The 20,161-nt window shown below is 65.3% G+C and carries 21 protein-coding genes; 15 read left to right on the forward strand and 6 right to left on the reverse strand.

The features are described from left to right. Positions 1–2: 2 nt before the first annotated feature. The gene (locus tag NZL82_RS06335; RefSeq protein WP_261268926.1) at positions 3–986 is read right to left on the reverse strand and encodes a xanthine dehydrogenase family protein subunit M; all 984 of its coding nucleotides are present in this window, start codon (positions 984–986) and stop codon (positions 3–5) included. Further along, a complete protein-coding gene (locus NZL82_RS06340) occupies positions 983–1,519 on the reverse strand; it encodes a 2Fe-2S iron-sulfur cluster-binding protein (RefSeq protein WP_261268927.1) in 537 nt (178 codons plus the stop codon). Before NZL82_RS06340 ends, NZL82_RS06335 begins: the two co-directional genes overlap by 4 nt. A gap of 113 nt (positions 1,520–1,632) precedes the next feature. On the opposite strand from NZL82_RS06340, the gene NZL82_RS06345 reads away from it, so the two are divergent. After that, positions 1,633–2,631, forward strand: coding sequence for a glycerophosphodiester phosphodiesterase (locus tag NZL82_RS06345; RefSeq protein ID WP_261268928.1), 999 nt, complete (start codon positions 1,633–1,635; stop codon positions 2,629–2,631). Positions 2,632–2,645: 14 nt separating this feature from the next. Further along, a complete protein-coding gene (locus NZL82_RS06350; protein ID WP_261268929.1) occupies positions 2,646–2,954 on the forward strand; it encodes a hypothetical protein in 309 nt (102 codons plus the stop codon). Here the strand turns inward: NZL82_RS06350 and NZL82_RS06355 are convergent. Together NZL82_RS06355 and NZL82_RS06360 are read right to left on the reverse strand one after the other, a co-directional pair. After that, on the reverse strand, positions 2,948–3,685 hold the full coding sequence (locus tag NZL82_RS06355) for a triacylglycerol lipase (protein WP_261268930.1): 738 nt from the start codon (positions 3,683–3,685) through the stop codon (positions 2,948–2,950). The genes NZL82_RS06350 and NZL82_RS06355 overlap by 7 nt on opposite strands. Further along, on the reverse strand, positions 3,646–4,269 hold the full coding sequence (locus NZL82_RS06360; protein ID WP_314732873.1) for a TIGR02117 family protein: 624 nt from the start codon (positions 4,267–4,269) through the stop codon (positions 3,646–3,648). The genes NZL82_RS06355 and NZL82_RS06360 overlap by 40 nt, the downstream gene beginning before the upstream one ends. A gap of 86 nt (positions 4,270–4,355) precedes the next feature. Between NZL82_RS06360 and phhA the strand changes: the two genes are divergently transcribed. The 11 genes from phhA (at position 4,356) to NZL82_RS06415 (ending at position 17,610) form a co-directional block, all read left to right on the forward strand. Further along, complete coding sequence (gene phhA, locus NZL82_RS06365; protein ID WP_261268932.1) at positions 4,356–5,225, forward strand: phenylalanine 4-monooxygenase; 870 nt, start codon at positions 4,356–4,358, stop codon at positions 5,223–5,225. A 223-nt stretch (positions 5,226–5,448) separates the two neighbouring features. After that, entirely contained in the window at positions 5,449–6,024 is a 576-nt protein-coding gene (locus NZL82_RS06370; protein ID WP_261268933.1) for a ClpP family protease, read from the forward strand. A 109-nt stretch (positions 6,025–6,133) separates the two neighbouring features. Then, positions 6,134–6,913 carry a succinate dehydrogenase iron-sulfur subunit gene (locus NZL82_RS06375; protein ID WP_261268934.1) on the forward strand — a complete coding sequence of 260 codons (780 nt, stop codon included), beginning with the start codon at positions 6,134–6,136 and terminating at the stop codon, positions 6,911–6,913. Positions 6,914–7,127: 214 nt separating this feature from the next. After that, positions 7,128–8,252: a cell division protein ZapE gene (zapE, locus tag NZL82_RS06380; RefSeq protein ID WP_261268935.1), complete on the forward strand. Its 1,125-nt coding sequence runs from the start codon at positions 7,128–7,130 to the stop codon at positions 8,250–8,252. Between the two features lie 121 nt (positions 8,253–8,373). Further along, positions 8,374–9,336, forward strand: a complete 963-nt coding sequence (mdh, locus tag NZL82_RS06385) for a malate dehydrogenase (protein ID WP_261268936.1) — start codon at positions 8,374–8,376, stop codon at positions 9,334–9,336. Between the two features lie 54 nt (positions 9,337–9,390). Beyond that, the gene (locus NZL82_RS06390; protein WP_261268937.1) at positions 9,391–9,687 is read left to right on the forward strand and encodes a GIY-YIG nuclease family protein; all 297 of its coding nucleotides are present in this window, start codon (positions 9,391–9,393) and stop codon (positions 9,685–9,687) included. 56 nt (positions 9,688–9,743) lie between these two features. After that, the gene (gene sucD, locus NZL82_RS06395) at positions 9,744–10,628 is read left to right on the forward strand and encodes a succinate--CoA ligase subunit alpha (protein WP_042484035.1); all 885 of its coding nucleotides are present in this window, start codon (positions 9,744–9,746) and stop codon (positions 10,626–10,628) included. Positions 10,629–10,758: 130 nt separating this feature from the next. Next, complete coding sequence (locus NZL82_RS06400) at positions 10,759–13,740, forward strand: 2-oxoglutarate dehydrogenase E1 component (protein ID WP_261268938.1); 2,982 nt, start codon at positions 10,759–10,761, stop codon at positions 13,738–13,740. 114 nt (positions 13,741–13,854) lie between these two features. Beyond that, positions 13,855–15,087, forward strand: a complete 1,233-nt coding sequence (odhB, locus tag NZL82_RS06405) for a 2-oxoglutarate dehydrogenase complex dihydrolipoyllysine-residue succinyltransferase (RefSeq protein ID WP_261268939.1) — start codon at positions 13,855–13,857, stop codon at positions 15,085–15,087. Positions 15,088–15,197: 110 nt separating this feature from the next. Continuing rightward, positions 15,198–16,592, forward strand: coding sequence for a dihydrolipoyl dehydrogenase (gene lpdA, locus NZL82_RS06410; RefSeq protein WP_261268940.1), 1,395 nt, complete (start codon positions 15,198–15,200; stop codon positions 16,590–16,592). A 136-nt stretch (positions 16,593–16,728) separates the two neighbouring features. Then, positions 16,729–17,610, forward strand: coding sequence for a GyrI-like domain-containing protein (locus tag NZL82_RS06415; RefSeq protein WP_261268941.1), 882 nt, complete (start codon positions 16,729–16,731; stop codon positions 17,608–17,610). Between the two features lie 73 nt (positions 17,611–17,683). Here the strand turns inward: NZL82_RS06415 and NZL82_RS06420 are convergent, their stop codons facing one another. Further along, positions 17,684–17,851 carry a hypothetical protein gene (locus NZL82_RS06420; RefSeq protein WP_261268942.1) on the reverse strand — a complete coding sequence of 56 codons (168 nt, stop codon included), beginning with the start codon at positions 17,849–17,851 and terminating at the stop codon, positions 17,684–17,686. A gap of 80 nt (positions 17,852–17,931) precedes the next feature. On the opposite strand from NZL82_RS06420, the gene NZL82_RS06425 reads away from it, so the two are divergent. Continuing rightward, a complete protein-coding gene (locus NZL82_RS06425; RefSeq protein ID WP_261268943.1) occupies positions 17,932–18,270 on the forward strand; it encodes a hypothetical protein in 339 nt (112 codons plus the stop codon). A 9-nt stretch (positions 18,271–18,279) separates the two neighbouring features. Here NZL82_RS06425 and pyk read toward each other — a convergent pair whose 3' ends face one another. Continuing rightward, the gene (gene pyk / locus NZL82_RS06430; RefSeq protein ID WP_261268944.1) at positions 18,280–19,752 is read right to left on the reverse strand and encodes a pyruvate kinase; all 1,473 of its coding nucleotides are present in this window, start codon (positions 19,750–19,752) and stop codon (positions 18,280–18,282) included. Between the two features lie 71 nt (positions 19,753–19,823). Here pyk and NZL82_RS06435 point away from each other — a divergent pair, with 71 nt between their 5' ends. Next, the gene (locus NZL82_RS06435) at positions 19,824–20,126 is read left to right on the forward strand and encodes a DUF1244 domain-containing protein (RefSeq protein WP_261268945.1); all 303 of its coding nucleotides are present in this window, start codon (positions 19,824–19,826) and stop codon (positions 20,124–20,126) included. Positions 20,127–20,161 lie beyond the last annotated feature (35 nt).

A 20,161-nucleotide genomic window follows, 5' to 3' on the forward strand; every position in this document is an offset into this window, starting at 1 on the left:
GATCAGCCCTCCTGCGTCAGTTCACGGAGCGTCGCGACCAAAGTGCGGCGCGTCAGCGGAATCTTGAAGTCGTTCGAGCCATAGCCCTTGGCGTCGGCCAGCAGCGCATCGGCGGCGGCGTGGAAGGCGGCGTCGGTGGGCTCCTGTCCGACCAGCGCGGCCTCCACCGCCTCGTTGCGCCATGGCATCGGGCCAAGACCACCGAACGCCAGCCGGACCGAGGCGATCCTGCCATTCTCGACCGCGACGATCCCGGCGATCGACACCAGCGCGAAGGCATAGGAGGCGCGGTCGCGCACCTTGCGATAGGTCTGGCGGCCCGCAGGGGCGGGGGGCAGCTCAACATGGGTGATGAGTTCGCCCGGCTCCAGCACGGTCTCGATCTCGGGCGTGCTGCCTGGCAGGCGATAGAAGTCGCCGATCGCGATCCGGCGGCGGTCGCCGTCTGGTTTCTGGGTGATGATGACCGCCTCCAGCGCGCGCATTGCGACCGCCATGTCGCTGGGATGCGTCGCGATGCACTGGTCCGAGGTGCCGAGGATGGCGAGGATACGGTTTTCGCCGCCGATCGCCGAACAGCCGCTGCCCGGATCGCGCTTGTTGCACGGGGTGGCGGGGTCGTAGAAATAATAGCAGCGCGTCCGCTGGAGCAGATTGCCCCCGGTCGACGCCTTGTTGCGCAACTGCCCCGAGGCTCCCGCCAGCAGCGCGCGCGACAGGACCGGATAGCGTTCGATCACGCGGGGGTCGGCGGCGAGGTCGCTATTGGGCACCAGCGCGCCGATGGTCAGGCCGCCATCCTCGCGCGCCTCGATCTCGGTCAGGGCGAGGCGGCTGATGTCGATCAGCGTGTCGGGCGTCTCGACCTGCAATTTCATCAGGTCGAGCAGGTTGGTGCCGCCTGCGATGAAGCGCGCACCCGGCACCGCGCCGTCGCGGGTGGCGGTGCCGATCGAGTCGGCGCGGGCATAGTCGAACAGCTTCATGCCGCGACCTCCCGGCCGACTTCCTCATTGGGATTGCGGTCGCCTTCCCCGGCGACTTCGCGGATCGCGTCGACGATGTTGGGGTAGGCGGCGCAGCGGCACAGATTGCCGCTCATCCGCTCGGAGATTTCTTCCACGGTCAGTTCGGCATGGCCAAGGTCTTCGGTGACATGGCTCGGCCAGCCCTTCTTCACCTCGTCGAGCATGCCGACCGCCGAACAGATTTGGCCCGGCGTGCAATAGCCGCACTGGAACCCGTCATGCCGCACGAACGCATCCTGCAGGGGGTGAAGATTGCCCGGCTGGCCCAGACCCTCGATCGTGGTAATCTCGTCATCCTGATGCATCACCGCCAGCGTCAGGCAGCTATTGATCCGCCGCCCGTCGACCAGCATCGTGCAGGCGCCGCATTGGCCATGATCGCAGCCTTTCTTGGAACCCGTCAGCCCCAGATGTTCGCGGCATAGATCGAGCAGCGAGGTGCGGACATCGACCTCGATGTCATGCGATTGACCATTGATTGTGAAATGCATCGCGCCATCCCCTTGGGATTACAGTTGGATGAACAAACGCCATGATTTCCCTGCGTTTCCCTTTGCGAACCACTCTCATTGCCGCCGCCTTGGTCTTGGGGCAGTCTGAGGCCATGTCCGCCGATTGGTCGAAACCGCTCTCGTCTCCCATCGTCATCGCGCATCGCGGGGCCAGCGGGGAGCGGCCTGAGCATACGCTGGCCGCCTATGACCTGGCGATCCGGGAAGGTGCGGACGTGATCGAGCCCGATCTGGTGCCGACCAAGGACGGTCACCTCGTCGCGCGGCATGAAAACGAGATTTCGGGGACGACCGATGTCGCGGCGCACCCCGAATTCGCCGATCGCAAGACGACGAAGACGATCGATGGGCAGAGCGAAACCGGCTGGTTTACCGAGGATTTCACGCTGGCCGAATTGAAGACGCTGCGTGCCCGCGAACGCCTGCCGCAATTCCGCTCGACGGCTTATGACGGGCAATTCCAGATCCCTACCCTGGAAGAGATCATCGCGCTCGCCAAGCAGCGGTCAAAGGAGTTGGGGCGGACCATCGCCATCTATCCCGAGACCAAGCATCCGACCTATTTCGCCTCGATCGGCAAGGGCACCGACGCGCCGCTGGTCGCCGCGCTCGATAAGGCGGGGTGGAAGACTGCCGATGCGCCCGTCTTCATCCAGTCGTTCGAGGTGAAGAACCTCCAGCATCTCAAGACAACGACCGGCATCCGCCTGATCCAGCTGGTCGCGGGCGAGGGCGGTCCGGCGGATGGCGCCGCGCCCAGCTATGCCGCGATGATGACGCCCGAAGGGCTTCGCCAGGTCGCGACCTATGCCTGGGGGATCGGCCCGGACAAGGCGATGCTGTGGAAGGGCGATGCGGCGACGACGCTGGTGGCCGACGCGCATGCAGCGGGGCTGCGGGTGCATCCCTGGACCTACCGCGCGGAGAATCAGTTCGTCCGCCCCGCCTTCCGCCAAGGCACCGATCCCAAGGCGCATGGCGATGTCGCGGGCGAGATTCGCGCCGCGCTGGGTCAGGGCATCGACGGATTCTTCACCGATTTCCCGCAAATCGGGGTAGAATCGCGCAACGCCGTCGTGCGCACCCGCTGAAAGACCCTGTGACCATGCGTAACCTCGTCCTGAAACTCGCCGTTCTGACCCTGCCACTGGCGACCGGAGGCTGTGTGAAGACGGTTGCCAGCGTCGTGAAGGCACCGTTCCAAGCGGCGGGGCAGGTGGTCGACTGGACGACGACCAGCCAGGACGAGGCCGACCGCAATTACGGTCGCAAGATGCGCAAGCAGGAAGCGCGCGAAGGCCGTGAGCGGCGGGACTATGAAAAGCAGTGCCGCAAGCACCCCGAGCAGTGCCAGCAGGGTCAGCAGGGCCAACCCAGTCAGCAGGGCTATGACGGCTATCGCGCCGGTTACTGATCGCTGACGGGCGGCCATCCCGCCAGGAGGGTCGCCACCGCCGCCAGCACCTGCGGCCGGTGCTGCACCCATAAATGGCTGGAGCGGACCTCGACCGCCGGGATCGTGTCGTCGCGACAGATCCGGCCGGAGACGAGCCCGTCGCTCCGGCTCCAGATCGCCGCCGCAGGGCAGGGGAGCGGCCCCGCGATCACCGCGCCCCGCGCGATAACCGCCGGATCGTCGACCCGCTCGCCCGTCAGAAGCTCGAAGGCGCGCCAGACATTGGTCGCCCGCGCCGGCCCCATATAGGGCGAGGCGATGGTCACGACGCCCGCGACCAGATCGGGCCGAGCCTGCGCCGCCATCCGCGCGATGATCCCGCCCAGGCTGACGCCGATCAGCGTGACCGGGCCGTTATCGGCCAGCGACTCGAGCCGCGCGATCAGCCGCCCGGCGTCCCGTCCGATGCTGCGCACGCCCAGGTTGCGGCCCAGTCCCCAGCCATGGACGCGGTAGCCCTTGGCGGCGAGATAGCGCCGAAGCACGATGTTCGACAGGTCGTCATTGCCCAGGCCGGGCAGCAGCATCACCGTCCGCCCGTCGCCACGCGGCGCGGCGGCCAGCTCCGCGCGGTGCCGCCACCAGGTCGCACCCATCCATAGGGCACGCGGCAGTTCGGCGGCCCAGAGCGCCTTGGACGGGGGCCGGATCACAGCCAATGCATCACCGTCCAGGGGAAAGGCGTCCACCACCCCATCCGCACCCCCGCCGCCGCCAGCGCGTCGCCGGTCCAACTGTTGCAGGTGTGAGCCGCGCTGTACCGCCCCTTCGCCTCGTAAAAGACATCGTACACGTCATAGCCAGGATAATGTGCGCCATCGCTCCGCCAGCTTGCCTGGATGAACGCGACCATGCGGCGATACGCCTCGGGCGACAGGCGGATCATCCGCACATCGTCGCCATTGGCGCGGGGGAGCGGCAGATGGTCGACATGGATCAGCGTCCGCGCGCTGCCCAGCGCAGCGCGCAGGATCGTCCCCGGCCGAACATCGCGCCAATGCGGCGTTTCGCGAAAGAAGCCCGCCTCACCCCAGCCGATGGCGAGATAGGGAAAGCCCGCATAGCGCGGATCGCGCAAATCCTGCGGCCGCGCCCAGTCGCGCCAGTTCACCCCTGCCGCCTGTTTGGGCACGATGATCGCGGTGTGGATCGCGCTCGATTCGACGAAGATGGTGACCGCATCCGGCCCGGCGGCAGGCATCGCGACGGTCTGGCGAGGGATTGCCCCCAGGGTCAGGCCCGCCGCGAGATAGCAGGCCAGGAGCAGCGCCACGGCTGCCAGCGCCCCCCTTGCAACCTGGCCCACCCGTCGCCACGATATGGTTTCATTTGTCACCATCCTCATGATAGGCTCCGCTTATGGCTCAGGATACCCATGTTCTTGCCGCCCCGCCTGAAGGAGCAGGGGCCGACTGGACCATCCCGCAAGGATGGGAGCATTATACGGCGGAGGATCATGCGACCTGGGATACGCTGTTCGCGCGCCAATCCAAACTGCTCCCCGGTCGCGCGTCGGAGGCGTATCTGCGCGGTCTCGACGTGCTCAAGCTGTCGCGGCCAGGCATTCCCGATTTCGAGGAATTGTCCGAACGGCTGATGACGCTGACCGGGTGGCAGGTGGTGGCGGTGCCGGGGCTGGTGCCCGACGATGTGTTCTTTGACCATATGGCCAATCGCCGCTTCGTCGCGGGCAATTTCATCCGGCGGCCCGACCAGCTCGATTATCTTCAGGAACCCGACGTTTTTCACGACGTGTTCGGCCATGTGCCGATGCTGGCCGACCCGGTCTTCGCCGATTATCTCGCCGCCTATGGGCGCGGCGGGCAACGCGCGCTGGGGATGGATGCGCTGAAATATCTCGGGCGACTCTATTGGTACACGGTCGAGTTCGGGCTGGTACGTGAGGACGGGGACCTGCGCATCTATGGCGCAGGCATCGTGTCGAGCTATTCGGAAAGCCGCTTCGCGCTGGAGGACCCGAGCCCCAACCGGATCGGCTTCGACCTCGCCCGCGTGATGCGGACCCAGTATCGGATCGACGATTTCCAGCAGAATTATTTCGTGATCCCGAGTTACGAGGAACTGCTGCGCACCACGCTGGAGACGGATTTCGCCCCGCTCTATACGGAGATCAAGGCGTTGCCGGATATTCCGGTGGCCGAGATCGTGGACGGGGATGACGTGGTGACGCGCGGGACGCAGGCCTATGCTCGGGCGAAGACCGGGTAGGGATTCCCTTGGGCTTCGACTTCGGCGCAAAGCGCCGAAGTTTATCCTGAGCGGCTGGCTTGCCAGCCAGCCGAAGGGCTCAGCTTGAACGGCTGTGGAGAGTGGGATCTGAGCAGAGGGGGCGAGGGCTGGATACCAACCTCCGTTCAGCCTGAGCGAAGTCGAAGGCCACGCCCGAACTGACGACGCGGAACCTTCGCCCCCGCTCCCGGTTCGCTGCACCATGCATGACCAGCCCAACAATGCGGTAAACTATCCGCTGCTCGCCCGCCCGCACATCCAGCTTTACGGCACGGTGGACGAGGTGATGTATGCCGGCTTCAAAGACCAGCTCGATGCTGCGCCTACCGATGGCCCGCTGGTGGTGTCGATCACCACGCTGGGCGGCGATCCGGAGATTGCGCGGGCGATGGGCGACTCGATCCGGCTGCTGAGGGATTATACGGGCCGCGACACGCTGTTCCTGGGCAAGGTCGCGGTCTATTCGGCGGGCGCGACCCTGATGTCGGCCTTTCCGGTCGAGCATCGTTTCCTGACGCGCGGAACCCGTTTGATGCTGCACGAGCGGCAGATGAGCGGCAGCATCGACCTGTCTGGCCCGCTCACCAACCTGCCCGTGGTGCTGAAGGCCAAGCTGCACGAGATCGAGCAGTCGGTGCTGATCCAGGAGGAGGGCTTCCGCGCGATCGTCAACGGATCGAAGGTGACCTTCGAGACGCTGCAGGAAAAGGCGAGGAGCAACTGGTATATCGACGCCGAGGAGGCGCGCGAGCTGGGCCTCGTTCTTGATGTGATCTGAAGCAGCGCCTAAATCGGTCAAGACATTTGCGACAAGCGCCCCTGTCATGTATCGGCGGGGGCGATCCTTTGCCGACATGCCTGTCGGCCTATCCAGCGGGTTTGTGACCATGGCCGAATTTGCCCTGCCGAAGAACAGCGTCATCAAGAAGGGCGAAACGCATAAGGCGACCACCGGCGGCCGTCTGAAAAAGTTCAAGGTCTATCGCTACGATCCCGACTCGGGCCAGAATCCGCGTTACGACACGTTCGAGATCGATCTCGACGAATGCGGTCCGATGGTGCTCGACGCGCTGATCAAGATGAAGGCCGAGCAGGACAGCTCGCTGACCTTCCGTCGTTCGTGCCGCGAGGGTATTTGCGGATCGTGCGCGATGAACATCGATGGTCGCAACGGCCTGGCCTGCACCACCGCGATCGAGGATGTGAAGGGCACCGTCCAGATCACCCCGCTGCCGCACATGGACGTGGTCAAGGACCTGGTCCCCGACTTCACCCATTTCTACGCGCAATATGCCTCGATCAAGCCGTGGCTGCAGACCGTGTCGCCCGCGCCCTCGGGCAAGGAGCGGCTCCAGTCGCCCGACGACCGCGCCAAGCTCGACGGCCTGTACGAGTGCATCCTGTGCGCCTGCTGCTCGACCTCGTGCCCCAGCTATTGGTGGAACAGCGACAAGTTCTTGGGCCCGGCGATCCTGCTCCAGGCCTATCGCTGGCTGGCCGACAGCCGCGACGAGATGACCGGCGAGCGTCTGGACGAGCTGGAGGATCCCTTCCGCCTGTACCGCTGCCACACGATCATGAACTGTGCGAATGTCTGCCCCAAGGGTTTGAACCCGGCCAAGGCGATCGCGGAAATCAAGAAGATGGAGGCCGAGCGGATCATCTGATCCGGTTGGTTCGACGGAAACGGAAAGGGGGTCGGAAACGGCCCCCTTTTTTCGTGGCCGGTGGGAATCGCCGGATACCCTCACCCTTCCGGCGCTAACGCGCCCCCTCCCTCTCCCGCGGGGAGAGGGAAGGGGCCCGCCCGCGAAGCGGGTGGGAAGGGTGAGGGCGGAGGGGGTTGACGCATCCGGACCAGAGGCAGACATCGCCCCTAATATGCCCGACATCCTCAACGCCTATCGCCGCATGGTCTCCGCCGAAGAGCTCCGCCCCGATCCCGAACAGGCCACCGCCGCCGCCCGACTCGAACAACTCGCCACCGAACTTGAAACCCCGCGCAAGTCCGGCTTTCTTGCTCGCCTGACGGGTAAAAGCGCCCCCGCGCCCAAGGGCGTGTATCTCTGGGGCGATGTCGGGCGCGGCAAGTCGATGCTGATGGACCTGTTCTTCGACCATGTGGCGGTCGAGGCCAAGCGCCGGGTCCATTTTGCCGAGTTTATGCTGGAGGTCCATGCCCGTATCGCCACCGAGCGGGCCAAGCAGGCGGGCGACCCGATCGCCCCCGTCGCCGCCGCGCTGGCCGAGGAAGTCCGACTGCTGGCGTTCGACGAGATGATGGTGACCAACAGCCCCGACGCGATGATCTTGTCGCGGCTGTTCACCGCGCTGATCGAGGCGGGGGTGACGATCGTCACCACCTCCAATCGGCCGCCCAAGGACCTCTACAAGAACGGTCTCAACCGCGAGCATTTCCTGCCCTTCATCGCGCTGATCGAGGCGCGGCTGGACGTGCTGGCGCTCAACGGGCCGACCGATTACCGGCGCGACCGGTTGGGGCGGCTGGATACCTGGATGGTACCCAATGGGCCGAAGGCGACGATGACGCTCTCGGCGGCGTTCTTCCGCCTGACCGACTATCCGGTCGAGGATGCCGCGCATGTGCCCTCGGAGGATCTGAAGGTCGGTGGGCGCGTGCTGCATGTCCCCAAGGCGCTGAAGGGCGTCGCGGTCTTCTCGTTCAAGCGGCTGTGCGGAGAGGCGCGGGGGGCGGCGGACTATCTGGCGGTGGCGCGGCGTTTCCACACCGTCATCTTGGTGGGAATCCCCAAGCTGGGGCCGGAGAATCGCAACGAGGCCGCGCGCTTCGTCCAACTGATCGATGCGCTGTATGAACACAAGGTCAAGCTGCTCGCCGCAGCCGATGCCCAGCCTGCCGAACTTTATGAAACGGGGGACGGGCGGTTCGAGTTTGAACGCACGATCAGCCGCCTCGAAGAGATGCGATCCGAGGAGTATCTGGCGCAAGGTCATGGCTCCGATGACGGGGTTGTGACAGTCTAATGCACTTGCGAACCATTATCGTTTAAAATCTTAAGCTCTGTGGATTAACGGTTGCCCCGACGCCCATATGGGCGTAGGCCGCGTGACCAATCACGCACGTCCACTACGGAGTAGGATTGGAATGGCTCGCAAGAAGATCGCGCTGATCGGCGCCGGTAATATCGGCGGTACGCTCGCGCACCTCGCCGCGCTCAAGGGGCTGGGCGATATCGTCCTGTTCGACGTCGTCGAGGGCGTGCCCCAGGGCAAGGCGCTCGACCTGTCGCAGTGCGGCCCGGTCGAAGGCTTCGACGCGAATATCAAGGGTTCCAACGATTACGCCGACATTGCGGGCGCCGATGTCATCATCGTCACCGCCGGTGTCGCGCGCAAGCCCGGCATGAGCCGCGACGACCTGCTCGGCATCAACCTGAAGGTGATGAAGGCGGTCGGCGAGGGCATCCGCGACAACGCGCCCGACGCCTTCGTGATCTGCATCACCAACCCGCTCGACGCGATGGTCTGGGCGCTGCGCGAATTCTCGGGTCTCCCGGCGAACAAGGTCGTCGGCATGGCGGGCGTGCTCGACTCGGCGCGCTTCTCGCACTTCCTCGCCGAGGAGTTCGGCGTGTCGGTGAAGGACGTGAACACCTTCGTGCTCGGCGGCCACGGCGACACCATGGTCCCGGTCCTGGAATATTCGACCGTCAGCGGCATCCCGGTCAGCGACCTGATCGAGATGGGCTTCTCGACCAAGGAAAAGGTCGAAGAGATCGTCAAGCGTACGCGCGGCGGCGGCGGGGAGATCGTTGCGCTGCTCAAGACGGGCTCGGCCTATTATGCGCCCGCCACCAGCGGCATCGCGATGGCCGAGGCGTATCTGTACGACCAGAAGCGCATCCTGCCCGCCGCCGCGCACCTGTCGGGTGAATATGGCATCGACAATCTGTACGTCGGCGTGCCCGTCGTGATCGGCGCCGGCGGCGTCGAGAAGGTCGTCGAGGTCAAGCTGTCGGATGAGGCGAAGGCGAACCTTCAGGTCTCGGTCGACGCGGTCAAGGAACTGCTCGTCGCCTGCAAAGGTATCGACGAGAGCCTGGCGTAATCCAGCTGATTGTGCCCCGGCGGAGGCCGGGGCCCAGTTGGGAAGGCGTTTGAGATGGAGCGGCCGGGCTATGTCTATATCATGGCCAGCGATCGTAACGGGACGCTCTATCTCGGTGTGACCAGCAACCTCGCCCAGCGCGTGCTTCAGCATCGCGAAGGGGTGGTTACCGGGTTCACGCGAAAACATCGCTGTCATCGCCTCGTCTGGTTCGAGGCGCATGAGAGCATCGAATCAGCACGGCAGCGCGAGCTGCGGATGAAAGAATGGAAGCGGGCCTGGAAGCTGCGGGAAATCGAAGGGCTCAATCCCGACTGGGATGATCTTTACGACCGGATCGCACTGCCATGATCGTTTCCCCAACTGGGCCCCGGCCTTCGCCGGGGAACAAGAGGAAGAGAAGTTAGATGAGCATCCTCGTCAACAAGAACACCAAGGTCATCACCCAGGGCATGACGGGTGAAACCGGCACGTTCCACACCCAGCAGGCGCTGGCCTATGGCACGCAGATGGTCGGCGGCGTGACGCCGGGCAAGGGCGGCACCGAGCATATCGGCCTGCCGGTCTTCAACACCGTCGCCGAAGCCAAGTCGAAGACGGGCGCCGATGCGTCGGTCATCTATGTTCCGCCGCCCTTCGCGGCCGACTCGATCCTGGAAGCCATCGACGCCGAGATCCCGCTGATCGTCGCGATCACCGAGGGCATTCCGGTCCTCGACATGGTCAAGGTGAAGCGCGCCCTGTCGGGTTCGAAGTCGCGCCTGATCGGCCCGAACTGCCCAGGCGTGCTGACGCCGGGCGAGTGCAAGATCGGCATCATGCCGGGTTCGATCTTCAAGAAGGGCTCGGTCGGCGTCGTGTCGCGTTCGGGAACCCTGACCTATGAGGCGGTGTTCCAGACTTCGAACGCTGGCCTGGGTCAGACGACCGCGGTCGGCATCGGTGGCGATCCCGTCAACGGCACCAACTTCATCGACGTGCTGGAACTGTTCCTGGCCGACGACGAAACCCAGTCGATCATCATGATCGGCGAGATCGGCGGCTCGGCCGAAGAAGAAGCCGCGCAGTTCCTGCGTGACGAGGCCAAGCGCGGCCGCTCGAAGCCGATGGCCGGCTTCATCGCGGGCCGCACCGCGCCTCCGGGTCGTCGCATGGGCCATGCCGGTGCGATCGTGTCGGGCGGCCAGGGCGGTGCCGAGGACAAGATCGCGGCGATGGAAGCGGCCGGGATCAAGGTCGCGGCCAGCCCGTCGGAGCTCGGCTCGACCCTGTTGTCGGTGCTGAACAAGTAAGGCGTATCGCGTCACCCCGGCACACCCGCCGGGGTCCGTGGCGGCAGGCGGGCCGCTCGCGGCTGCGGACCCCAGGCGGATGTGCCGGGGTGGCGATCATGAAGAAGACGGGCGGTCGAGGAAGCGTCTCATGGGCTACGAAGGCCAGGAATTCAGCGAAATCGCGGCGGGCGTCAGCCCCGCTTTCATCGAAACGCTCTATGCCAAGTATCAGGCCGACTCGTCGTCGGTCGATGCGGGCTGGCGGACCTTTTTCGACGGTCTGGAGCAGGGCGTGGGCGCCCCCAGCTGGCAGAACAAGCGCTGGCCGCTGACCTCGACCGACGATCTGACGGCGGGCCTCGACCCGACCCAGATGGAACCGGCCCCCAAGCCTGCCAAGGGCGGCAAGCCCGCCCCGGCGGCCGCTGCGGCCGCGGCCCCCTCCACCGCCGACATCGTCAAGGCGGCGGGCGACGCGATCCGCGCGCAGATGCTGATCCGCACCTACCGGGTGCGCGGCCATCTTGCTGCCAATCTCGACCCGCTCGGCCTGTCGGGCCTGCGTGAGCTTCCGGAAGACCTGAAGACCGAATATCACGGCTTCACCGACGCCGATCTCGACCGCAAGGTCTATCTGGGCGGCACGATGGGCTTCGAATGGGCGACCGTTCGCGAGCTGGTCGACACGCTGCGCAAGAATTATTGCGGTAATATCGGCCTCGAGTACATGCACATCGCGGATGTGGAGGAGCGCCGCTTCCTTCAGGACCGGATGGAAGGCCAGGACAAGGCGATCGACTTCACCGTCGATGGCAAGAAGGCCATCCTGAACAAGGTCATCGAGGCCGAGCAGTGGGAAAAGTTCCTCGGCAAGAAGTACGTCGGCACCAAGCGCTTCGGCCTGGACGGCGGCGAGTCGATGATCCCCGCGCTGGAATCGGTCATCAAGTACGGTGGCCAGATGGGTGTGCGCGAGATCGTGTTCGGCATGGCGCATCGCGGCCGTCTGAACGTGTTGGCCAACGTCATGGCCAAGCCGCTGCGCGTGATCTTCCACGAATTCGCCGGTGGTTCGGCCAACCCCGATGACATTGGCGGATCGGGCGACGTGAAGTATCACCTCGGCACCTCGACCGACCGTGAGTTTGATGGCCACAAGGTCCATATGTCGCTGGTCGCCAACCCCTCGCACCTCGAGGCGGTGAACCCGGTCGTGCTGGGCAAGACCCGCGCGATCCAGACCATCGCGGACGACCTGACCGATCACTCGGCGTCGGTGCCGGTCCTGATCCACGGCGACGCGGCCTTTGCGGGCCAGGGCATCGTGTGGGAGTGCCTCGGCTTTTCGGGCATCCGTGGCTACAACACGGGTGGCTGCGTCCACTTCATCATCAACAACCAGGTGGGCTTCACCACCAGCCCGCAGTTCGCGCGCTCCTCGCCCTATCCGTCGGATGTGGCCAAGGGCGTTCAGGCGCCGGTCTTCCATGTCAATGGTGACGATCCCGAGGCGGTGACCTTCGCCACCAAGATGGCGATCGAATTCCGTCAGAAGTTCCACCGCGACATCGTGATCGACATGTGGTGCTATCGCCGCTTCGGCCACAATGAAGGCGATGAGCCGGGCTTCACCCAGCCGCTGATGTACAACAAGATCCGCTCGCACCCCGGCGTTGCCGAAACCTATGCAAAGCGTCTCGTGTCCGAGGGCGTGGTCGATCAGGCCTGGGTCGACGAGAATATCAAGCAGTATACCACGCGCTGCGATGGCGAGTTCGAGGCGGGCCAGGGCTACAAGCCCAACAAGGCTGACTGGTTCGCCGGTCGCTGGTCGGGTCTGTCGGCACCCAAGGAAACCGACCAGGGTCGCCGCAACGTGGAGACCGGCCTCGACAAGAAGCTGTTCGACGCGATCGGCCGCACGCTGACCACGATCCCGGAAGGCTTGCAGGTCCACAAGACTCTGAACCGCGTGCTCGACGCCAAGCGGCAGATGTTCGCGACGTCCGAGAATTTCGACTGGGCGACCGGCGAGGCTTTGGCCTTCGGTTCGCTGCTGTCGGAAGGTTACGGCGTGCGTCTGTCGGGCCAGGATTCGGGGCGCGGCACCTTCTCGCAGCGTCATGCGGTCTGGGTCGACCAGGCCGACGAGCACAAGTACGTGCCGCTGAAGACGGTCGAGCATGGCAGCTTCGAGGTGCTGGACAGCCCGCTGTCCGAGTACGGCGTGCTGGGCTTCGAATATGGCTATGCGCTCGCCGATCCGAAGACGCTGGTGCTGTGGGAGGCGCAGTTCGGCGACTTCGTCAACGGCGCGCAGATCATGATCGACCAGTTCATTACGAGCGGCGAGTCCAAGTGGCTGCGCGCCAACGGCCTCGTGATGCTGCTGCCGCATGGCTATGAAGGCCAGGGGCCGGAGCACTCGTCGGCCCGTCCCGAGCGCTTCCTCCAGTCTTGCGCCAACGACAATATCCAGGTTGCGAACTGCACCACCCCGGCCAACTATTTCCACCTGTTGCGCCGCCAGATGCACCGTAACTTCCGCAAGCCGCTGATCGTCTTCACCCCCAAGTCGCTGCTGCGTCACAAGCTGGCGGTGTCGAAGGCCGAGGAATTCCAGGGCGAGAGCCACTTCCGCCGTCTGCTGTCGGACACCAACGGTGCCGCCGACGAGGCGACGACGCGTCTGGTCCTGTGCACCGGCAAGGTCGCCTATGACCTGATCGAGGCACGCGACGCGGCGGGCGACACCACGACCCAGATCGTGCGCGTCGAGCAGCTCTATCCGTTCCCGAGCGACGCGCTCGCCAAGCGGATCGCTCGCATGCCGAACCTGCAGGACGTGGTCTGGGCGCAGGAAGAGCCGAAGAACAACGGTTACTGGTTCTTCGTCGAGCCGCTGATCGAGGAAGCGTTGGCCGAGGCCGGTGCGAGCGTGAAGCGCGCCCGTTATGCGGGTCGTGCGGCGGCGGCATCGCCCGCCACCGGCCTGATGAAGCGCCACACCGCCGAGCAGGGCGCGCTGGTCGCCGATGCGCTGGGCCACAATGTCCGCGAGGAAATCCGCCGGACGCGCGCCGAGGGCAGCAACACCACCGCCAAGCCGACCACGGCGGCGGCGGACTGACACTTAACCGAATTCCCCGGTCCTTCAGGGGCCGGGGAGGGATGAAATCTGGCGCGGGCGCTTTGCCCGCCCGCGTAAGAGCCCCGGTCGATGGACCGGGCGGAGGAAATGGAAATGGCGACTGAAGTTCTGGTCCCGGTACTGGGCGAATCGATCTCCGAAGCGACGCTGGGCGAATGGCTGAAGCAGCCGGGTGACGCGGTGGCGGTGGACGAGCCGATCGCGAGCCTGGAGACCGACAAGGTCTCGGTCGAAGTGCCCTCGCCGGTGGCGGGTGTCATGGGCGAGCATGCCGTGAAGGTCGGCGACACGGTGCAGGTCGGCGCGCTGCTGGCGACCGTCGATGCGGGTGGCTCGGCTCCGGCCAAGACCGAAGCGGCGACGCCTGCCGTGACCGCAGCTCCGGCGGCTGCCGCTCCGGCACCTGCCGCTGCGCCGGCCGCTGACGAGTCGAGCGACTCGCCCGCAGCGCTCTCGCCGTCGGTGCGCCGTGCGGTGCTCGAGCATGGCCTCGACCCCGCGACGATCAAGGGCACCGGCAAGGACGGCCGCATCACCAAGGAAGACGTCGCCGCCGCCGCCGCGAACAAGTCGAGCGCCCCGGCCCCGGCCGCCGCTGCTCCGGCTGCTGCCCCCGCCGGTTCGGCGCGCAAGGAAGAGCGCGTGAAGATGACGCGCCTGCGTCAGACGATCGCCAAGCGCCTGAAGGAAGCGCAGAACACCGCCGCGATGCTGACGACGTTCAACGACGTCGACATGACCGCGGTGATCGAGGCGCGCGCCAAGTATAAGGACCTGTTCGAGAAGAAGCATGGCGTCCGCCTGGGCTTCATGGGCTTCTTCGTGAAGGCCGCGACCATGGCGCTGAAGGACATTCCTTCGGTCAACGCCTCGATCGAGGGCGATGAGATCGTCTATCACGACTATGCCGACATCTCGGTCGCCGTCTCGGCCCCGAACGGCCTGGTCGTGCCGGTGATCCGCGATGCGCAGGACCTGACGGTCGCGGGCATCGAAAAGACGATCGGCGACTTCGGCAAGCGCGCCAAGGACGGGACGCTGAAGATGGAAGAGATGAAGGGCGGCACCTTCACCATCTCGAACGGCGGCGTGTTCGGCTCGCTGATGTCGACCCCGATCATTAACCCGCCCCAGTCGGCGGTGCTGGGCCTCCACCGCATCGAGGAGCGCCCGGTCGTCGTCGACGGCCAGATCGTCATCCGCCCGATGATGTACCTGGCGCTGTCCTATGACCATCGCATCATCGACGGCCGCGAGGCGGTGACCTTCCTGGTCGCGTTGAAGAACGCGATCCAGGACCCGACCCGCATCCTGATCGACCTCTGATCGGTTTGTGACCTATACGGACCCTTGCACCGGCGAGGGTCCGTTATTGCTGTGTGAAGGCGGGTGCGCCCGCAGGCTGGACCCCGAAGGCCGGGGAACGGGAGAGACAAATGGCTGAGTATGACTATGACGTCCTGGTGATCGGCGCTGGCCCCGGCGGCTATGTTGCGGCGATCCGCGCGGCGCAGCTGGGCCTGAAGACCGCGTGCGCCGAGTCGCGCGAGACGCTGGGCGGCACCTGCCTCAATGTCGGCTGCATCCCGTCCAAGGCGCTGCTCCACGCCTCCGAACTGTTCGAGGAAGCGTCGCATGGTGCCCTTGCGAAGTTCGGTGTCGAGATCGAGGGCGCGAAGCTCAACCTCGACCAGATGCATGCCGAAAAGGCCAAGGCGGTCGGCGAGCTGACCGGCGGCATCGAATATCTGTTCAAGAAGAACAAGGTCACCTGGCTGAAGGGTAAGGCCGCGTTCCAGGATTCGAGCACGGTCACGGTCGGCGACCAAACCGTCACCGCGCGCGACATCGTGATCGCGACCGGCTCGGTCGTGACCCCGCTGCCGGGCGTCGAGATCGACCAGAAGGTCGTGGTCGACTCGACCGGCGCGCTGGCGCTGCCCAAGGTGCCCGAGCATCTGGTCGTCATCGGCGGCGGCGTGATCGGGCTTGAGCTGGGCTCGGTCTGGCGTCGTCTGGGAGCCAAGGTCACGGTCGTCGAATATCTCGACCAGATCCTCCCCGGCTTCGACGGCGAGGTCCGCAAGGAATCGGCCAAGCTGTTCAAGAAGCAGGGCATGGAGCTGAAGACCTCGACCAAGGTGACCGGCGTCACCGTCGAGGGCGATCGCGCGACCGTATCGGTCGAACCGGCGGCTGGCGGTGCGGCGGAAACGCTGTCGGCCGATGCCGTGCTGGTCGCGATCGGCCGCAAGCCGAACATCGACGGCCTGAACCTGGAGGCCGCCGGCGTGAAGCTGACCGATCGCGGTCAGGTCGCCATCGACCATGACTTCGCGACCAATGTCGACGGCATCTGGGCGATTGGCGACGTGGCGCCGGGCCTGATGCTCGCCCACAAGGCCGAGGACGAAGGCGTCGCGGTGGCCGAGAACATCGCGGGCCAGACCGGCATCGTGAACCACGACGTCATCCCCAGCGTCGTCTACACCATGCCCGAAATCGCCGGCGTCGGCTTGTCGGAAGAGGCCGCCAAGGAAAAGGGCGAAGTGAAGGTCGGCAAGTTCCCCTTCATGGCGAACAGCCGCGCCAAGACCAACCGCGACACCGACGGCTTCGTGAAGGTCATCGCCGACGCCAAGACCGACCGCGTGCTGGGCGTGTGGATCATCTCCTCGCTGGCCGGCACAATGATCGCGCAGGCCGCCCAGGCGATGGAATTCGGCGCAACGTCGGAAGACATCGCCTATACCTGCCACGCGCACCCGACCCATGCCGAGGCGCTCAAGGAAGCCGCCATGGCGGTGCAGGGCAAGCCGATCCACATCTGATCGGTTGTCACCGGATGATGAAAGGGGGGCGGGCATCGCAAGATGTCCGCCCCTTCTGCTATGCGTGAAGCGCAAGATCGGTCGAGCGCGGTTTCGAGACGAAGGTCTAGCTGTCATCGCCACGGAGGACAGGACGATGAGGGCGGCGCTTCGCAACTACCATGGGCGGATGCAACGGGTGCTGGATCATATCGACCGGCATCTCGATGACGAGCTGGATCTGGATAGGATCAGCGGCATTGCTGCCTTCTCGAAATTCCACTTCCACCGGCAGTTCTCGGCGACCTTCGGGCTCACTCTACATCGCTACATCCAGCTCGCCCGCATGAAACGGGCATCCTATCGGCTGGCCTATCGTGATGGGGAGAGCATTACGGATATCGCGATGGATGCCGGTTATGATGCACCCGATGCCTTTGCCCGCGCCTTTCGGCAGCGGTTCGGCCAATCGCCATCGTCTTTCCGTAAGACTCCCGAATGGGAGCCGTGGCTTGGGGCCTTCGGGCCACTCGACAAAGCGAGGAGCAAGCTCATGCAGACCCACTACACCGCTGACGATGTGACGATCCGTGACGTGCCCCCGATGCCGGTGGCGATCCTGGAGCATCGCGGCGATCCGATGACGATCGGCGCGACCATCCAGCGTTTCATCGCCTGGCGCAAAGCGTGCGGTTTGTCGCCCAAGACCAGCCCGACCTTCAATATCTTCCACTCGGACCCGCGAACCACACCCCCGGCCGAGTATCGCATGGATTTGTGCGTCGGGATCGAACGACCGATCGAAGCGCATGGTGAGCGGATCGAGGCGGGGCTCATTCCCGGCGGACGATGCGCCGTGCTGCGCGTCGTCGGCAACACCGACAATCTGGAGCCCGCTGCATTATATCTTTACCGCGACTGGCTACCGGAAAGCGGAGAAGAAGCGCGCGATTTCCCGCTCTACTGCCAGCGCCTGAGCCTCTTTCCGGACGTCGCGGAGCATGAGGCGGTGGCGGAGCTGTTCCTGCCGCTGATATAGGCGGCCCGAACGATCGGCGACGATCTCGACAATCCCGCCCAAGCTGGCATAATCGCATCATGACCCACCCGGTTCACATCGCGATCGCGACCATCGGACGATTTAATCGCCCGGCCTGATACGTCAGGTCGGGTCCGTCCAAGTGAACCGATGCCGCGTGGCATCTTCCAATATCGAGGACAAGCGCGGGCTTGCCGCCCGGAATCATGTTGGGCGGCTGCGCTTCGGGAAGAAGGGACATGGTCTGTGACGCTGCCTGCCGTCATTCAACGCTATCTTGCCGCGTATAACCGCTAGGACGTCGCCGCACTGGTGGCCTGTGTGGACGAGGGCGTGGTGTTCGAGAATGTCTCCAATGCCGATCAAAGCATGAGGATCGAGGGCCGGGCGGCCTTTGCCACGCTGGCGGAGCAGGCCGCGTCGATGTTCGTCACCCGTCATCAGGCGGTGCGCACTGCCATCGTTCAGGCCGATCGCGATGCGAGGTGCTTCGTTCTTGGCGATCGCGGACGGCAAGCTGGCCCGAATCGTAGATATAAGCTGATCGGCGGCCACCAACGTGCCGGCGACCAGTTCGTCGCCACACCGATTGAAAAGGGGCGGCAGGCGCTGTTCGCGCTGCCGCCCCGATTCCCTTATCCCGGCCATCTCACCGGGTAATTAAGTGGCTTACGCCTCTTCGCTGCGATCCCCGTAGCTCGCCAGTTCGTCGCCCATGATCCGGGTGACGTGCAGCACATTGGTCGAGCCCGGCGTGCGGAACGGGACGCCCGCCATCAGCACGACCTGATTGCCCGCTTCGGCGATGCCATGGCGCAGCGCCATGCGCTTGGACTTGGCGACCATCTCTTCGAACGACTCGACGTCACGGGTATGCACCGCGTGACAGCCCCAGAGCAGGCCCAGGCGACGTGCCGTCTCCAGCCGCGGGGTCAGGACCAGGATCGGCACCAGGGGACGCTCCCGCGCCACGCGCCGGGCGGTCGAGCCGCTGGAGGTGAAGCAGATGATCGCCTTGGACGACACGGTATTGGTGATCCGTGCGGCCGCCTCCGCCAGTGCATCGGCGGTGGTCGGGTCGGGAGTCATCGCGGTGAAGTGGACGCGCTCGCCGTGACCGGGATCGCTTTCCACCGACACGCCGATCGCGTTCATCATCGCGACCGATTCGACCGGCCATGCACCCGCCGCCGATTCGGCCGACAGCATGATCGCGTCGGCGCCGTCATAGATGGCGGTCGCCACGTCCGACACCTCGGCGCGGGTGGGCGAAGGGCTCTGGATCATCGACTCGAGCATCTGGGTCGCGACGACGACCGGGCGGCCCATGCGGCGCGACACCTCGACGATGCGCTTCTGGAGCGGCGGGACGGCCTGGGGCGGCAGCTCGACGCCCAGGTCGCCGCGTGCGACCATCACGCCGTCGCACTGCTCGACGATTTCCTCCAGCCGGTCGATCGCCTGCGGCTTCTCGATCTTGGCGAGCAGCGCGGCGCGCCCCTTGATCAGGCCGCGCGCCTCCATCAGATCCTCGGGCCGCTGGACGAAGGACAGCGCGATCCAGTCGACGCCCTGTTCGACCGCGAAGGCCAGGTCCGAACGGTCCTTCTCGGTCAGCGCGGCCATGGGCAGCACCACGTCGGGAACGTTCAGCCCCTTGTTGTTCGACAGCGCGCCGCCGACCTCGACCAGGGTGGTGATCTTCTGATCGTCGTGGAAGGCGACGCGCAGCACCAGCTTGCCGTCGTCGAGAAGCAGGCGCGCGCCCGGCTCGATCGCGGCGAAGATCTCCTTGTGGGGCAGTTCGACACGGGTGGCGTCGCCCGGCGTCGGATCGCGGTCGAGCACGAAGGTGCTGCCGGTTTCCAGCGTCACCTTGCCTTCGGCGAACTTGCCGACGCGCAGCTTGGGGCCCTGAAGATCGGCGAGGATCGTGGTCGGGCGACCGAACCGCTCCTCGAGCGCGCGGATCGCCTGGATCAGCGGAACCTTGGACTGCTGGTCGCCATGGCTCATATTGATTCGGAAGGCGTCGGCCCCTGCCTGAAACAGGGTGGCGATCATTTCGGGATCGCTGCTGGCCGGGCCAAGCGTGGCAAGAACGCGGACTTTTCGCGAACGCGGGGGGAGGGCCTGGGTCATCTTACATCCTGCTTCTTTTCTGGGTGCGTCCTAAAGCCTAATGCGGCGCGATCAACCTTGGAGAGACGAATATGGCCGATGCAGTGGATGCGTTGAATGCAATCGATGACAATGCGGCGGCGGCGGCCTTTCGGCGGCTGGTCCTGCATCTGCGCCACCGGACCGATGCGCAGAATGTCGACCTGATGGGGCTGGCGGGCTTTTGCCGCAACTGCCTGTCCGACTGGGTGGGCGAGGCCGCAGGGGTCGACAAGGCGACCGCGCGCGAAGCGATCTATGGCATGCCCTATGACCAGTGGAAGGCGCAGCATCAGGGCGAAGCGACGCCCGAGCAGCTGGCGCGCATGGCCGAAAGCGTGAAGAAGAACGCCTGACGAACATGCCCGCTTGAGCATGTCGCGTTAAGCGC

Source organism: Sphingomonas sp. LC-1, from assembly GCF_025371035.1.
Lineage (GTDB): Bacteria > Pseudomonadota > Alphaproteobacteria > Sphingomonadales > Sphingomonadaceae > Sphingomonas > Sphingomonas sanguinis_E.

Excerpts from the sequence above, each read along its gene's own strand:
- NZL82_RS06335 (WP_261268926.1), bottom strand. The coding sequence starts at position 986 with ATGAAGCTGTTCGACTATGCCCGCGCCGACTCGATCGGCACCGCCACC.
- NZL82_RS06340 (WP_261268927.1), bottom strand. The coding sequence starts at position 1,519 with ATGCATTTCACAATCAATGGTCAATCGCATGACATCGAGGTCGATGTC.
- NZL82_RS06345 (WP_261268928.1), top strand. The coding sequence starts at position 1,633 with ATGTCCGCCGATTGGTCGAAACCGCTCTCGTCTCCCATCGTCATCGCG.
- NZL82_RS06350 (WP_261268929.1), top strand. The coding sequence starts at position 2,646 with ATGCGTAACCTCGTCCTGAAACTCGCCGTTCTGACCCTGCCACTGGCG.
- phhA (WP_261268932.1), top strand. The coding sequence starts at position 4,356 with ATGGCTCAGGATACCCATGTTCTTGCCGCCCCGCCTGAAGGAGCAGGG.
- NZL82_RS06370 (WP_261268933.1), top strand. The coding sequence starts at position 5,449 with ATGCATGACCAGCCCAACAATGCGGTAAACTATCCGCTGCTCGCCCGC.
- NZL82_RS06375 (WP_261268934.1), top strand. The coding sequence starts at position 6,134 with ATGGCCGAATTTGCCCTGCCGAAGAACAGCGTCATCAAGAAGGGCGAA.
- zapE (WP_261268935.1), top strand. The coding sequence starts at position 7,128 with ATGCCCGACATCCTCAACGCCTATCGCCGCATGGTCTCCGCCGAAGAG.
- mdh (WP_261268936.1), top strand. The coding sequence starts at position 8,374 with ATGGCTCGCAAGAAGATCGCGCTGATCGGCGCCGGTAATATCGGCGGT.
- NZL82_RS06390 (WP_261268937.1), top strand. The coding sequence starts at position 9,391 with ATGGAGCGGCCGGGCTATGTCTATATCATGGCCAGCGATCGTAACGGG.
- sucD (WP_042484035.1), top strand. The coding sequence starts at position 9,744 with ATGAGCATCCTCGTCAACAAGAACACCAAGGTCATCACCCAGGGCATG.
- NZL82_RS06400 (WP_261268938.1), top strand. The coding sequence starts at position 10,759 with ATGGGCTACGAAGGCCAGGAATTCAGCGAAATCGCGGCGGGCGTCAGC.
- odhB (WP_261268939.1), top strand. The coding sequence starts at position 13,855 with ATGGCGACTGAAGTTCTGGTCCCGGTACTGGGCGAATCGATCTCCGAA.
- lpdA (WP_261268940.1), top strand. The coding sequence starts at position 15,198 with ATGGCTGAGTATGACTATGACGTCCTGGTGATCGGCGCTGGCCCCGGC.
- NZL82_RS06415 (WP_261268941.1), top strand. The coding sequence starts at position 16,729 with ATGAGGGCGGCGCTTCGCAACTACCATGGGCGGATGCAACGGGTGCTG.
- NZL82_RS06420 (WP_261268942.1), bottom strand. The coding sequence starts at position 17,851 with ATGTCCCTTCTTCCCGAAGCGCAGCCGCCCAACATGATTCCGGGCGGC.
- pyk (WP_261268944.1), bottom strand. The coding sequence starts at position 19,752 with ATGACCCAGGCCCTCCCCCCGCGTTCGCGAAAAGTCCGCGTTCTTGCC.
- NZL82_RS06435 (WP_261268945.1), top strand. The coding sequence starts at position 19,824 with ATGGCCGATGCAGTGGATGCGTTGAATGCAATCGATGACAATGCGGCG.